The sequence below is a fragment of the Paenibacillus sp. MAH-35 genome (assembly GCF_058135425.1).
In genome coordinates, this window is the sequence record NZ_JBYUPU010000003.1 from 90784 (window position 1) to 104875 (window position 14092).

General features: G+C 55.6%; 13 protein-coding genes. 5 read left to right on the forward strand and 8 right to left on the reverse strand.

Features of this window, described 5'->3' with window-relative positions; translation table 11 throughout:
• Nucleotide 1: 1 nt before the first annotated feature.
• Together spoVAC and AC3Y2E_RS03940 are read right to left on the reverse strand one after the other, a co-directional pair.
• Nucleotides 2-484, reverse strand: a complete 483-nt coding sequence (spoVAC, locus tag AC3Y2E_RS03935) for a stage V sporulation protein AC (protein ID WP_379207359.1) — start codon at nt 482-484, stop codon at nt 2-4.
• 34 nt (nt 485-518) lie between these two features.
• On the reverse strand, nt 519-1379 hold the full coding sequence (locus tag AC3Y2E_RS03940; RefSeq protein WP_379207763.1) for a DUF421 domain-containing protein: 861 nt from the start codon (nt 1377-1379) through the stop codon (nt 519-521).
• A gap of 199 nt (nt 1380-1578) precedes the next feature.
• On the opposite strand from AC3Y2E_RS03940, the gene AC3Y2E_RS03945 reads away from it, so the two are divergent.
• On the forward strand, nt 1579-1785 hold the full coding sequence (locus tag AC3Y2E_RS03945; protein ID WP_190932348.1) for a DUF1657 domain-containing protein: 207 nt from the start codon (nt 1579-1581) through the stop codon (nt 1783-1785).
• A gap of 486 nt (nt 1786-2271) precedes the next feature.
• On the opposite strand, the gene AC3Y2E_RS03950 is transcribed toward AC3Y2E_RS03945, so the two are convergent.
• A complete protein-coding gene (locus AC3Y2E_RS03950) occupies nt 2272-2469 on the reverse strand; it encodes a hypothetical protein (protein WP_379207362.1) in 198 nt (65 codons plus the stop codon).
• A 55-nt stretch (nt 2470-2524) separates the two neighbouring features.
• Nucleotides 2525-3718, reverse strand: a complete 1194-nt coding sequence (locus AC3Y2E_RS03955; protein WP_379207364.1) for an MGDG synthase family glycosyltransferase — start codon at nt 3716-3718, stop codon at nt 2525-2527.
• Nucleotides 3719-4042: 324 nt separating this feature from the next.
• Here AC3Y2E_RS03955 and AC3Y2E_RS03960 point away from each other — a divergent pair, with 324 nt between their 5' ends.
• Genes AC3Y2E_RS03960 through AC3Y2E_RS03975 form a run of 4 tightly spaced genes read left to right on the forward strand, consistent with a single transcriptional unit; the run spans nt 4043 to nt 7904 of the window.
• On the forward strand, nt 4043-5077 hold the full coding sequence (locus tag AC3Y2E_RS03960) for a sensor histidine kinase (protein WP_379207366.1): 1035 nt from the start codon (nt 4043-4045) through the stop codon (nt 5075-5077).
• Between the two features lie 44 nt (nt 5078-5121).
• Complete coding sequence (locus AC3Y2E_RS03965; protein ID WP_379207368.1) at nt 5122-5667, forward strand: SiaB family protein kinase; 546 nt, start codon at nt 5122-5124, stop codon at nt 5665-5667.
• Nucleotides 5668-6063: a DUF1987 domain-containing protein gene (locus tag AC3Y2E_RS03970; RefSeq protein ID WP_379207371.1), complete on the forward strand. Its 396-nt coding sequence runs from the start codon at nt 5668-5670 to the stop codon at nt 6061-6063.
• Nucleotides 6060-7904: a SpoIIE family protein phosphatase gene (locus AC3Y2E_RS03975; protein WP_379207373.1), complete on the forward strand. Its 1845-nt coding sequence runs from the start codon at nt 6060-6062 to the stop codon at nt 7902-7904. The genes AC3Y2E_RS03970 and AC3Y2E_RS03975 overlap by 4 nt, the downstream gene beginning before the upstream one ends.
• Before the next feature lie 113 nt (nt 7905-8017).
• Here AC3Y2E_RS03975 and AC3Y2E_RS03980 read toward each other — a convergent pair whose 3' ends face one another.
• The 4 genes from AC3Y2E_RS03980 to AC3Y2E_RS03995 form a co-directional block, all read right to left on the reverse strand.
• A complete protein-coding gene (locus AC3Y2E_RS03980) occupies nt 8018-8749 on the reverse strand; it encodes a response regulator transcription factor (RefSeq protein WP_379207376.1) in 732 nt (243 codons plus the stop codon).
• Between the two features lie 91 nt (nt 8750-8840).
• Nucleotides 8841-10232 (reverse strand): class II fumarate hydratase, encoded by a 1392-nt coding sequence (fumC, locus tag AC3Y2E_RS03985; RefSeq protein ID WP_332074162.1) that lies wholly within the window; start codon nt 10230-10232, stop codon nt 8841-8843.
• 201 nt (nt 10233-10433) lie between these two features.
• A complete protein-coding gene (locus AC3Y2E_RS03990) occupies nt 10434-12377 on the reverse strand; it encodes an ABC transporter ATP-binding protein (RefSeq protein WP_332074161.1) in 1944 nt (647 codons plus the stop codon).
• Nucleotides 12378-12461: 84 nt separating this feature from the next.
• A complete protein-coding gene (locus AC3Y2E_RS03995) occupies nt 12462-13439 on the reverse strand; it encodes a Gfo/Idh/MocA family protein (protein WP_379207380.1) in 978 nt (325 codons plus the stop codon).
• Nucleotides 13440-14092: the final 653 nt, after the last annotated feature.

Here is a 14092-nt window from a genome sequence, read left to right on the forward strand (position 1 = left end):
GTCAAAACCCTCCCCAATCCAGCAGCATGTGGATAATCCCGATGATAAACGCGGCCACCGTCCCGAACACGATGACCGAACCGGCCAGCTTAAACATGTTGCCGCCCGTTCCGAGAACGAGCCCTTCGCTGCGATGCTCGATCGCGGCCGAACACATTGAGTTGGCGAAGCCCGTTACCGGAACGGCCGTACCGGCTCCGGCCCACTGGGCAAGCTTGTCGTACACGCCCAGGCTCGTCAATACGACCGAAATAAAGATCAGTACGGCCACCGTCGGACTGCCCGCCGTTTTTTCGGTGAAACCGAAGAAGTGAATGAACATTTCCGTCAGCAGCTGCCCGATTACGCAGATCACGCCTCCGGCCACGAAAGCTCGCACGCAATTTTTGACGAGAGGTCTCGGGGGCTCCTTCTTTTTGGCGAGCGTCTGGTACTCCTGCTGAACGGGAGTGAGCTTTTTCTTTTTCGCGGCCATCGTTGCCATGCGTATCTCTCCTCATATCGGTAATTTCGGACTGTTATCGCGTTAAGAAGGGCTCGCATCGTTCCAGCACGCTTTTCATCGATGCGGCGCACTGGTCGTACGACCGTTTGGCTTTCCACTCGTCGGTCGACAGCGCAAACAGCTCCAGATCGGCTTCGCATTTTTTTAACGTCGCCCACAGCAAATCTTTTTGACTCGGCTCTGGGATTTTCAGTTTATCGTCGTACAAATCGACCGTAAGCTGCCCGTACGTATCCACCTGAGCCAAATAAACGTTCTCCAGCGCTACCCCTAGCTTCTCCAGCTCGGCCGCCAGCCATCCGCGGCTAAGTCCCGCAGTCGCCAGCGGCTCGTCAATAATCGTGCCGTCCATAATAACGGTCTGCGGTTCCCTTTCGTTGGCTACCTTCACACCGAGCGATTTGGGGGTGAGCGGCTGGTTTTCTTTCGTTAACAGCACGCTGACGCCGCCGTCGGTCTCCAGTACGGCGAATTCGACGTCGGCCACGCGAAACGTCCCTTTTCTGCGCAGCTCCTCAAGCAATTCGTCCGAAGTAAACCGCACTTTTTTCAAATTATCTTCCAATATTTTGCCTTCCTTGATTAATACCGTAGCTTGTCCGTCGGTTATATCCCGAATGGACTTACTTTTTAACGACAGCCATTCCAGCGAAAGCGGAAGGAAGGTCCAAACTAGAATTCCGGTAACGCCCAACAAGAAATGAGCTTCAATTTCAAGTGAAATAAAACCTGCGATATTGCCGATCGTAATGCCTGCGATGTAGTGGAAATAATTCAATTGTGACAGCTGTTTTTGCCCGAGCAATCTGGTCAATGCGAACAGCACTACAACGGCGCAAGCGGATCTCCAAGCAATTTCAATCCATGGCGGCATCATTCTCACCGTTACTTTCGTTTAGTTTTGGACTTTCCATTTTAATCCAGATTACCTTAGGTCGATCAAAGGTTGTATCCAGACGACGTTAGTTATTATTAGTTAGAGCAACGATCTCCTTTCGTGACAGTTTTTTACATAAATGAGATGCCGTCTTTTGGGAATAGTAGTGTTGTTAATAAAAAGGGAGGTGAAACCCATGACCGTAGCATCCGATGTAAAAACATGCCTCGCGTCGCTCAAGAGCGCTCAGGCGAGCCTGGAGCAGTTTGCGTTGAGCACTCAAAATCAGGAGGCCAAATCGGTATTCCAGAACTGTGCGCAAACAACCCAGCAAGTCGTCGATCAGGTTAATGCACGCGTTCAACAACTGGAAAACGAGGAGCCGCAATACAAAGGTTTTTAATTCGGAAGAACCATAAGAAAGCCGTCCGGTAAGGCGTCCGGACGGTTTTTGACGTGCACACCCATACGTTAGCGGGCGGAATGCGTGCCTGGGCTGCAGCCGCTCGTTGATGAGGTTTCGGGGGAACAACTCGACTTCAGAGGAGGCCGTAAATGCAACTCCCTTTCTTGCGAACTTGCGACAAGACGTGTGTGGCTTCGCTAGAGCGAAGTGCCTACGAGCCCGCGTCCCTATCACAAGATAAGGGTCTTTGTCATATTCTATTTTCGGTATAGGGAAACGAACGAGGTTTTCGCCGATTTTAACAGTCCCGAACCGCTCTTATTTCCCCATCCAAGCGGGTTTCGCACAAAATAACAAGTACAAAACGCTCCTATCGGCTCCCTCCCGCTTGAAGCGTAGCAGGGCAAAAAGTCCAAACGGCCACCCGCAATGAGCAACTTGCGATACTTGCTGACCCGACAAGGAGATGCCTCCTTCTCCGCATTAGTACGGTGATAAAAAAAAACGCCCGATCATCTGCATGATCAAGCGGCTTTCACCTGCAGCTTTACCTGGCGTCCCTACTCCGGCTAAGAAGCGAATACGACCAGAACGATGACGAGCAGCACAAAAAGGATCAACACCAGCAAAGCTTCCGAGCGGATCGGCATATCCAACGGCTCCCATCGTGTTCGTCTTCACGTCTCAGTTCCCAGTATATGCCCAATCTCCGGATGTGTAAGGGACAGCCGCCCGGTTAATGCGCGTTCTCGTAAACCGAGTGAACCACCGAATTTTCCCACCGGGGCAGCGGAATGTGCCGGGCCGAGAAGATGGCGTCGAGCGCGTGAAACGACGAAGTCTCCATATGAAGCCGTTCCGCATGAGCTCTCATGGCCGCAAGGCGCTCCGGTTCATCGAGAAGCTTGCCCACAACGGCCACAAGCTCTCTCTCCACGCGGGCGCGAACCGCCACCCCCGCTTCCGTCAGGAAGTCGGCGTTGTCCTCCTCCTGACCCGGCAGCGGACGGAACAGCACTATCGGCAGCCGCATCGCGATCGCCTCGGTGGTCGTCAGACCGCCCGGCTTCGTAACGATCAGGTCCGAAGCGGCCATATATTCTTCCATATTGGTGACAAATCCGGTCAGCCTCACGCCATGGCCGGGTACGGCGGCATTCAGCCGCTCCTCCAACTTCGTTCGCAGTTTTTCGTTATGGCCGCAGACAACGATCACCTGCGAAGTGCCCTTTCGCGCTTCTTCCTCCATCAGCCGGACCATGCCTTCATGCATCATCCCGTAGCCGCCGCCCATCATAAGCAGCACCGGCATATCCGTACGCAAGCCGAGCTTCGCTCTCAGCGCCGGACGCTCGCATGACGAGCCTCCCGTGCAGAACGGAGGCCGTACCGGTATGCCGGTTACCGTAATCCGGTAGTCCGGCACTCCGATCTCGAGCAGCCCGGATCTCACTTTCTCCGAGCCGACGACGTAGCGGTCCGTGCCCGGATGCACCCAGTAACTGTGATCGGTGTGATCCGTAATGACCGTTACGGTCGGCACATCGGTCAGCCCCGCCAACTTCATCGCCGACATCGCGGCCGCCGCCAGCGGAAACGTGCTGACGACTACGGAAGGTTTCACTTCCGCAAGCAGCTTCGCGATCCGTTTCAGCCCGTACCAGCGCAGCCGTCCGGTTAACGTTGAGAAGGCCGAAGGTTTTTTCGTTCTCCGGAACAAATATCCGTATACGGAAGGAAATTTTTGCACGCCCTGGTGGAACACCGCCTTGCTCCAGCCATGCAGCCGCGGCAAGGTCCACTCCATGAAATCGACCGTGACCGCTTCCGCCGACGGCCTCGTCAGCCGGCACGTTTCCAGCAGCGCCTGAGCCGCCTGCTTGTGGCCTTCCCCGAACGGCCCGGAGAGCAGCAATATTTTTCCGTTCATGATCATTCACCCGCCTATCAGTAACTCTTATGACTACATCATAACTCCGATACGTTTTCCGTAACACGGACCGCCGTCGGTTTCCGACCCGGACCTTGGTCCAGTCCGTTCCCCAGTCTCCGCTCCTCTTGCGGATAGACTCTCCTGTTACGAATTATATCAAGCAAAGTTACTATTTTATGCTCGAAACTTATAAAAGTGCGAGTCGAGCAGGCTTCTGATCGGCTACATGATCAAAAGCGGACTTTTTGAACAACCTCTAAAAGATTTTAGAAGGGTGTGATATAATATGGAGCTATAATGTGCCTGGAGAGAGGTCGAAATATGGAGTCCGAGACGGTTACCGAACATGATGTCTTTGCCGAAGAACAGCGCATATTGAGTGCCGCCCGAAGAAAACTCACTCAAGGCGGCAGTCCGGAGCCGGAAGATTACGAGCAGCTTGTCCGCCATTACGAGAAACTGCTCAAAACGACGATGAAGCTGTCGCGGATCAGCGATATTCAAGGCAGGACGCTGAAGCACCGCGAGCAGGAGCTGAGGGCCGCCCATGCCGAGCTGCAGAACCAGGAACAACTGCGCAAGCAGCTGGTATCCGACATTTCCCACGAACTCCGGACTCCGATCACTTCCGTTCAAGGATATGTCAAAGCATTTATGGATCGCGTGATCGAGCCTGACGAACATTACTTGCCGATGGTTTACCAGAAGCTGCTGACGATCAATCAGCTGATCTCCGATTTGTTTCAGCTCTCTACGCTGAAGGCCAATCAACTTCCGTTTCATTTAGAACCCCGGCCGCTCGGCCGCTGGTACGAATCGCTGCGTTTCAAGTCGCTTGTTGCAGAGCGCCGTCAAGTGCATTTGCTGAAAGGTCCCGCTCCCGACGAAGACGAGCTGCTGCTCCTGAACCAGAAAGATTCGGCCGTCATCTATATAGACTCGCTCCGGATCGAGCAGGTTGTCACCAACTTTGTCGACAACGCGCTGAAATATACGCCGCAAGGCGGATCTGTGCGCGTATACGGGTCCATCACGGCGAGTCCGCCGGAAGCCTCGGTATTGATCAGACCGCACCGGGAGCCGTCTTCCCCGTTCTGGTTCAACTTATTCGTCGAGGATACCGGGGAAGGAATCGACCCGGGCGAGCTTCCCTATATATTCGAAAGGTTTTACCGGGGCGAAGCTCCCCGTACAAGCGAAGTCCAAGGGAGCGGTCTCGGATTGTCCATCTCCAGGGAAATCATCGGCCGTCACGGCGGCGTGATCGGCGCTTCAAGCGTTCCGGGGGCGGGGAGCCGGTTCCATTTCTCCATTCCGGTATACAGCGATGCGGCCGCCGCCGCCGCGGACCGGTAAGCGGCAGTCGCCGACAACCATATTGATACAGGGGGAAGAAGCCGTTGATTCACCAACACCTCATTCATGTCCAAAATATGCTGCGCGAGCACGGCATATTAATCAGTTTTGCAGGCAAGCTGTCACAAAGCCTTATTGAGGAATACGGAACGGCCGTCAAAACGTATCTGGAGAACGAGGACCGTCCGCGCAATGAAGTGACCGTCATCTTCTCCATCTTTATCGAGCAGACGCAAAATATAAATAACTACTGCTCCTCCAGAAAAATCAGCGCCAACTACGAGAAAATCGCGCACTCCAGCATCGTCACGATCGGCAAAGCCGAAGACGGCTACTTCGTCTGCTCCGGCAACGCCGTCGAGAAGGAAGATTTGAAGCAGCTTACCTCACAGATCGATTCGTTAGTCGCGATGGACAAGGCCGAGCTGAAGAAGCTTTACAAAGAAAAGCTCCGCGAGGAGACGCCGGACGTTTCCGACGGCGCAGGTCTGGGCCTGATCGATATCGCCCGCAAGGCCGGCAGTCTGGAATACTTCGTTACCGAGCTGGACGAGCAATTAGCTTTTTTCACTTTAAAGGCGGTCGTATAAATGGAACCTTTACACCTTGTCGCTACGAAGAGCACTCCTGCCGTAACCTTTGACGAGAATACCCGCGTACTGGCGATAACCGGGCAATCGTATCCGGAGAACGCCTTTAAGTTTTACGAGCCGATCTTCGAATGGATCGACAGCTATTTGTCCCGGCTCCCGTCCGACACCGAATCGGCGATCGAATTCCAGATGCCTTACATCAATACGAGCAGTACCAAATGCCTGATGATGTTGCTGGACAGATTCGATACCGCCTATATGGACGGGAAACGGGTCAGCGTACGGTGGTACTGCAGCCCGGATAATGAAAGCGAATTCGAATGCGCGGAAGAGCTGAAGGAAGATTTAAGCCTGCCTTTCGATATCATCGCCAAGGAGTCCGACGAGCCATGAGCGGCCCCCGCTCCACCGACCGATCGCGGCTGCGCGCCAATCCTCTCTACGATGCCGGAGCGGCCAAAGTAACGGTGTTCGCAACCGTACTCATCGTGTTTTCGATCATTTTGACCGGCGTTATCGCCTACTACATTACGAAAGGCCAGTCCGTCAAAAAGTTGAAGGAAACCGATCTCGAATATATCGGCGGTTCGATCGCTTCGAAAATCGACGGACGGATCGAACGGGCGATGGAGACGGCCCGGCTGCTCGCCGGCAACCGCGATTTGAACGAATGGATACTGGGCGGGGAACGCCTGGGCGGAGAAGAGACGGTAGCGCTGGAGACGATTCGCCGCATGACCGAGCAGTTCCAATACGACAATTCGTTTATCGTCAGCGTTCTGACCGGGCAGTATTGGACGGAACAAGGTCAACTGCTCGATACGATGACGAGAAGCGACCCGGACGATGCCTGGTTTTTCAGGACGCTGGAGGACGGCAGGCCGGTTCAGCTCGACATCGACTACAACGAGGAGCGCAAAGATACGTTTATTTTCGTTAATGCGCTCATGCGCCATAACGGCGTGCCCATCTCCGTCGTCGGCATCGGGCTCAGTCTGCAGGATATGTCCCAGCAGTTCGGGGAGTACAAATACGGGCTTCACGGCAACCTGTGGCTGACGGACAAGTCCGGGGAAATTTATTTGTCCGACGAATTCGCCCAGAACGGGCACAACATGCGCGATTATATGCCTACGGAATCGGCCGACCGCTTGCTGTCGATGATGGACCGGGAACGGGCGGTGACCGAATACGTGGATGCGGACGGCAACCGGAAGGACGTCATGCTTTTTCCGATCGCATCCAGCGAATGGTCGCTCGTCGTAGCCGTTGACCGCAACGAAGCGATCTCGTTTCTGAAAACGATTCAATGGCAGACGGCTGCCGCCGTCGCGATCTCCCTGCTGACCGTCGTTTTTTTCTTTACTTATATGTCGCGCAAGCTGGCCGACCCTTACAAACGGGCGATCGAGCTTAACGAGGAGCTGGAGCGGCAAATCGCGACCCGGACCAAGGAGCTCGCCGAGCAAAACGAGAAAATTCTCGATAGTCTCGACTACGCCAGCCGCATTCAAGTCTCGGCTCTACCGACGGATGCCGAGCTGAAGGAAGCGCTGCCGGGCCACTTTATTTTGTGGAAGCCCCGGGATCGCGTCGGCGGGGACTTCTATTGGCTGAAACGCGTGAAGCGCGGTCTTCTGATAGCAGTGGGAGATTGCACCGGTCACGGAGTGCCGGGAGCGCTTATGTCCATTATGACCGTTTCCTTGCTCGATCAGCTCGTACATTCCGATTCGGACGATCCGGCTGCGATCTTGACCCGGTTGAACCGCTCGATCAAGCAGACGCTTAATCAGAACGGGAAAGAAGGATTAACCGACGACGGACTCGACATCGGGTTATGTCTGCTGACCGATACCGCGACCGTATTTGCGGGAGCGGGCTGTTCGCTGCTCGTCCGGACGCCGGACGGGCTGGCGGAATACGAAGGCGACCGCAAGTCGGTCGGCTACCGAAAGACGCCCGTCGACTACCCTTACACGAACAAAGTAATCGAGGTCGGACCGGATTCAATCCATTATATGACTACAGACGGGCTGGCGGATCAAAACGGCGGGGACAAAAACTACTCGTACGGAAAGACGCGGTGGAAAATGTGGGTGACGGCGAATGGAGACGCTCCCTTCGACCGGCAGCGGACGATGCTGGAAGCGGAAATCGACCGGTACAGGGGCGATGAGCCGCAAAGAGACGATATGACCGTACTCGGCTTCCTGCCGCCCCAGAAGGGATGAGGAGCAGCGCCAGCTTTACGCCATGCCGTCAAGCCGATCCGGCCTTCGCGCACGCCGGGCGAGCGGGCCACCGAATGCCCGAACCAAAGCAACCGGACACATTCAAGCTTGTGTCAGCGTGCGGCAGTCCCTTCATACCGGTAGCCCATTCCCCGGACGCTGATGATATACCGGGGATTGGCCGGGTCCTGCTCCAGCTTTTTGCGGATATTATAGATGTGGACCATAACCGTGCGCGGATCGTCGTTGCTGTCGCTCCCCCATACGTGCTCGTACAGCTCGGAGGCGGAGAACACCTCGTCCGGACGGCTGGCGAGAAAGGCAAGCAGCATAAATTCTTTGGCCGACATCCTTACTTCTTGACCGTTCACGTGGACGGTCATTTTTCTCGTATCGATATGAATCCCTTCGGACGGAATCGTCCGTTCCCGGGAAGGAACGGGTACCGGGGCGTCGTATCTGCGATAGATCGGAGCGCGGCGCAAGTTCGCTTTCACTCTCGCCACGACGACCGCGGGGTCGAACGGCTTCGGAATATAGTCGTCGGCTCCGAGACTAAGTCCATGCACGATATCTTCGGCCTCGCCGCGGGCGCTGACGAACACGATTGGAACGTTCGACACGCTGCGGAGCTGTTCGCACAGCGTAAGACCGTCCCCCCCGGGCAATTGTATATCGAGCAATACAAGATCCGGCCTTGCCGATTCAAATACGCGCAAAGCGGAGACGCCGTCATTCGCTTCTTCGACTCGAAAGCCGCTTTTGACCAAATATAGGCGAATCAGCTCGCGGATTTCCTTATCATCCTCGACAATCAGTACTGTAGCCGTCTCTGCGTAATCCAAATCCATTCCCTCCGAATCTGTCTACCCGTTGTTAGTATAATAGTAGCATTTCGGAGCGGCGGAGCCAAGAACCCCGCCGGGACGGTCCCTTTCAGCTTTCCTGCGGCCGGATCATCAGCTCGGGCCGGACGATCCGGTCAAACTCTTCTTCGGTCAGCAGCCCGCTTCGGACAGCCGCCTCCTTCAGCGTAATGCCTTCCTTGTGCGCCGTTTTCGCGACCAGCGCGGCTTTTTCGTAGCCGATATGCGGGTTCAAGGCGGTGACGAGCATCAGCGACTGCTCCAGATGGTGGCGGATGACGTCCCGGTTCGGTTCGATGCCGACCGCGCAGTGATCGTTAAAGGAATGAATCGCGTCTGCTAGCAGACGGGCGGACTGCAGGAAATTGTAGATGATCACGGGCTTGAACACGTTCAGTTCGAAATTTCCTTGGCTCGCCGCAAAACCGATCGCCGCATCGTTGCCCATCACCTGGCAGACAACCATCGTCATCGCTTCGCTTTGCGTCGGGTTCACTTTCCCCGGCATAATAGAGCTGCCCGGCTCGTTCTCGGGAATTTTAATTTCTCCGAGCCCGCTTCGCGGACCGCTGGCCAGCCAGCGCACGTCATTGGCGATCTTCATCAGATCGGCGGCCAGCGCCTTCAGGGCGCCATGAACGAATACGATTTCATCGTGGCTGGTGAGTGCATGGAATTTATTCTCGGCCGAAACGAACGTTTTGCTTGTCCGCTTGCCCAGCTCCTCCGCCACAAGCGCTCCGAACTTCGGATGCGCGTTAATTCCGGTGCCGACGGCGGTTCCGCCGATCGCCAGCTCGCGCAGATGGGTGGCGCTGTCGCGGATCATCCGCTCCGTCTTGTCGAGCATCCGGTGCCAGCCGCTGATCTCCTGTCCCAGCGTCAGCGGCGTCGCGTCCTGCAGGTGGGTGCGGCCGATTTTGATCAGCTCGCGGAACGATTCGCTCTTCTCCGCAAACGTCGCCTTCAGCTTGGCGATCGCCGGCAGAACGCGGTCTTCGACAGCTAGGAGCGCGGCCACATGCATGGCCGTAGGGAACGTGTCATTGGAGCTTTGCGATTTGTTGACATCGTCATTCGGATGAATCCTTGACGCGCTTCCCTTCCGCTCCAAATGCCGGTTGCCGAGGTTCGCGATCACTTCGTTCACGTTCATATTCGACTGGGTGCCGCTGCCCGTCTGCCAGACGACGAGCGGGAAATGATCGTCCCACTGCCCCTGCGTTACCTCATCGGCCGCTGCGATGATCGCCTCGGCTTTCTCCGCGTCCAGCTTCCCCAGCTGCAGGTTTGCCGCCGCGGCACTGCTCTTGAGCATCGCAAATACGTGGATCAGCTCCGCAGGCATCCGCTCCGTTCCGATTTTGAAATTTTCAAAGCTGCGCTGCGTCTGAGCGGCCCACAGCTTAACCGCCGGGACCTTCACTTCGCCGAGCGTATCCTTCTCGATTCTGTAGTCCATATTCGAGTCCTCCCGTATCCGTGTTTTGACATGATCTGTCTCCAACTCTTATAGATTACCCGAATCAATCTCCCGCATCCAACGGTTTCCGCTCCGCTAGGTTAGCAGGCTTATCATTTCCATTTCCTGCACAACAAGCCAACCCGTCAGGAACATCCTGCCTGACAGGTTAGCTTCGCTTCCATATGCGTTTGTAACCCTTTATCTCAGCATATACTGCTCCATCCCTTTGGGACGCATCGCTTTTAATTGCTTGCTGTACAGCTCGCGGTACAGCCCGTTCCGCTTCATCAGCTCGTCGTGGGTGCCGCACTCGGCGATTTCGCCGTTGTCGATCACGATGATCTGATCCGCCCGGACGACGGTGGCCAGACGGTGGGCGATGACGAAGGTGGTCCGGTTTTTCATCAAATTATTAAGCGCTTCGGTGACCAGCTCTTCCGATTCGGCATCGAGCGCAGACGTCGCTTCGTCGAGTATGAGAATTCTCGGGTCCTTCAGCAGCGCCCGGGCGATCGCGAGCCGCTGCTTCTGCCCTCCGGACAGCCGGACGCCGCGCTCGCCGAGCACCGTGTCGTATCCTTTGTCCCACTTCATAATAAATTCATGGGCATTCGCCGCCTTCGCCGCTTCGAACACTTCCTCCATCGTCGCTTCCGGCCGCCCGTAGGCGATATTGTCGTATACGGTTCCCGAAAACAAGATGTTATCCTGGAGGACGACGGCGATTTGCTTGCGCAGGTCGTAGATATCGTATTCTTTAATATTCCGGCCGTCCACATACACGGCGCCCTCATTCACGTCGTAAAACCGCGGGATGAAATTGATCAGCGTCGACTTGCCCGCTCCGCTCGGGCCGACCAGGGCGACGACCTGTCCGGGCTTGGCGTGAAAGCTGATCCGTTTCAGCGCGACCCGGGTCTCGATTGTCGTCGGCGGCGGATCGGGTTTCGTTTTCGGAGGAATCCAGTAAAACGATTTCGGCGGCTTCATTTTCTCCACGATATCCGGGTCGACCGGCGCGCCCTTGTCGCCCTTGGAGACCGGCAGCTCCGTCTCGTACGTAAACGAAACGTTGTCGAAGCGGATATCGCCGGCGCAGTTCTTCATCGGGAGCGGCCGCTCCGCATTTTTAACATCAGGCTCGATATCGAATACTTCGAAAATCCGCTCGATATTCGTCATCGCATTTTGGATCGTAACGTTCACTTCGGCGAAACGCTGGATCGGTCCGTACAGCTGGCCCAAATAAGCGTTAAAGGCGACCAGGGAGCCGATCGTCATCTCGCCCTGCAGAACGAGGGCTCCTCCGATCGCCCAGGTGATAAGCGTCCCCGAATAGCCGACCGTCTGGCTGATCCGGCCGAGCGTATTGGACAACAGCTGTGCGGAGAGCGAATGGTTGATATGCTGCTCCGACTGGCGGTCGAACCGCTGCAGCTCCGTCTGCTCGCGGTTGAACGACTGCACGATCTTCATCCCGGAGATGCGCTCGACCAGCACCCCGGAGATCCGCTCCATCTGCCGGTTCACCGAGCGGGAGGCGAAGCGGATGCGCACGTTCAAATTGGTAAACGTCAAATAGTAGATCGGCAAAATCCAGAGCGACAGCAAAGCCAGCTTTACGTTCAGAGAAAACAGGAAACAGGCCGCAAAAATAACCATGATCATATCGAACGCCACATTGATTACGTTCGAACCGACCAGGTTTTGCGCCCCGTTCACATCGTTAATGACTCTGGATAATATGCTTCCGACCTGCCGGCTGTCGTAAAATCGCTGCGACAGTTTCTGAATATGTTCGTACAGCTGTCTGCGAATCCCGGCCACCATCCGGCTGCCGAGCCGTGACGTCACGTTGTTGCGGGCAAAGCTTACGATGACGCTTACCCCATAGAGGACGGCAAAAGTAGTTACGACGCGCTGCAGCGTCCAGCCGGAGTCCGGCTTTTGGCCCAGCACGTCGTCGATCAGGATTTTCGTCAGCCAAGGGCTGGCGAGAGGAACGATGAACTGCAGCAAGCCAAGTGCTACGATCGCCATAATATAATACCGGTAAGGCTTTACGAACTGCAAATACCGCCGGACGAGTTTCGCTTTGTTGCGTTTGGCTTGTTCGTCCGGATGTTCTTCGTCGTTCTTCACGTTGACTCCCCCCCTTATTTTCGTAATCATTATAGAACGGGAGTTGTGAAGATTGTGTGAATGAACATCGGAGCGGACGGACAGCTAGCCGATCCGAACCCGGCTGCGGCTGGCATCCGAGGCGAATAACGCATCCAGGACGCGGGCTTGCGCCATAATCGCCTCTCCTCCGTCCGGCAAATAATTGCCTTCGAGGACATGTTTGGCGAATTGTTCCGCTTGCAGCCGGAACGGGGTAATCCGGTCCGTCGTGAACTCGCTCGTCTCGCCGTTCACCGTCACCTGCAAAGTTACGGCTTGTGCGTTGGCCGTTTGCTTGACCTCCAGCTTGCCCTTCGTCCCCAGCACCTCATAGCCGCACCCATACGGCATATCCAGACCGCCGGTCAGAAGAGCGGTCCCGCCTCCGGGGAACTGCAGCGTGCCGGCATACCGCATATCGACCCCGTCGCCGTCCTTCCGGATCAGGCGGCAGTCAGCCGACTCCGGCTCTTCCCCGAACAAATAACGGCTCCAGTTCACGAGGTAGCAGCCGATATCGTATACACCGCCGCCTCCCCATTCGTTCACCAGTCTGGTGCTATGCTCCTGTGCGGTGAAAGCAAAATGTCCGCGGAAATAGACGGCGTCGCCGATCGCTCCGTCGCGAATGGCGGCTTTGGCGAAATGATGTCCTTCCTGGTAACGGGAGACGAACGCTTCCTCGATGTGAACGTTGTTCGCTTTCGCCAAATCGACGATTTTTTGCGAATCTGCGGCGTTCATCGTAAACGGTTTTTCGAGCAGAACGTGTTTGCCTTTCCGGACCGCTTCTTCTGCCCATTCGGCATGCAGATGGTTCAGCAGGGCGATATATACCGCGTCGATCTCCGGATCGTCCAGAAGCTCCGCATAGGATGCGTAGACGTTCGGCACCCCGTATGTATCCGCCGCTTTTCTGCCGTTCTCCGCATTTCTCCCGGCTACGCCGATCCATTCGCCGTTCGCGGCTTGCTGCAGCGCAGGACCCGCTTTTCCGATAATATGTCCGGTACCCAATACTCCAAAGCGCAGCTTCCTCATCCCTTGTTCCTCCCTCGTTACAGGCTCCCCTGTGAATTGGTAATCGTGGCAGCTTCCTAATTATAGCATTATCGGAAGGCAGGATGCTGGTTAATGTGCGTGCGGCGGACCGCGCCCGGATACGAAGCCTTTTCCACGACGTTGGTAGCAGATCGTCTGCGGCTAGAGGCTGTCGATTCATTGTGTAGAAGTGTTAGCAGGCCGTTCCAAGTGAAAAGTTACCTTCTTCTGCTCAGACAGGTTGTCCGGAATCCTTTGAATTCCGAACTCATCTTCGCTTTCATTCGGTGAGTAACCTAACATTCTGATCTCGAAGGAAAACCGTCAGGGGAAATCACCCTGACGGTCCTTTGGCACGCAAATCCATACGTTGCATGTGGAAGGGAACGGGTACCACCCCCTTCCTTCGCTCCAGCCGCTCGCCCTAGTCGCGTTGTCTTTTTGCGGTGGTATCGCTAACGAACCCAGCAACCGTTATCAGAGCCGAATGCGAGTGTTTGAATTTGTAACGAATTCTCGTATCGTTATTTCCGCAAATCGGATCGCTTTTTCTCCACTTTGGGTTCAATAACGATCCCCGGATTCGTTACGTCTGGAATAATGTCGTTTTTCAGCGATAAGCACCATACGATTCGTTAGATCGGACCTGAGTA

What these genes read in the sequence shown, in the direction of transcription:
- spoVAC (WP_379207359.1), bottom strand. Translation starts at nt 484, where the DNA reads ATGGCAACGATGGCCGCGAAAAAGAAAAAGCTCACTCCCGTTCAGCAG.
- AC3Y2E_RS03940 (WP_379207763.1), bottom strand. Translation starts at nt 1,379, where the DNA reads ATGCCGCCATGGATTGAAATTGCTTGGAGATCCGCTTGCGCCGTTGTA.
- AC3Y2E_RS03945 (WP_190932348.1), top strand. Translation starts at nt 1,579, where the DNA reads ATGACCGTAGCATCCGATGTAAAAACATGCCTCGCGTCGCTCAAGAGC.
- AC3Y2E_RS03955 (WP_379207364.1), bottom strand. Translation starts at nt 3,718, where the DNA reads ATGAACGGAAAAATATTGCTGCTCTCCGGGCCGTTCGGGGAAGGCCAC.
- AC3Y2E_RS03960 (WP_379207366.1), top strand. Translation starts at nt 4,043, where the DNA reads ATGGAGTCCGAGACGGTTACCGAACATGATGTCTTTGCCGAAGAACAG.
- AC3Y2E_RS03970 (WP_379207371.1), top strand. Translation starts at nt 5,668, where the DNA reads ATGGAACCTTTACACCTTGTCGCTACGAAGAGCACTCCTGCCGTAACC.
- AC3Y2E_RS03975 (WP_379207373.1), top strand. Translation starts at nt 6,060, where the DNA reads ATGAGCGGCCCCCGCTCCACCGACCGATCGCGGCTGCGCGCCAATCCT.
- fumC (WP_332074162.1), bottom strand. Translation starts at nt 10,232, where the DNA reads ATGGACTACAGAATCGAGAAGGATACGCTCGGCGAAGTGAAGGTCCCG.
- AC3Y2E_RS03995 (WP_379207380.1), bottom strand. Translation starts at nt 13,439, where the DNA reads ATGAGGAAGCTGCGCTTTGGAGTATTGGGTACCGGACATATTATCGGA.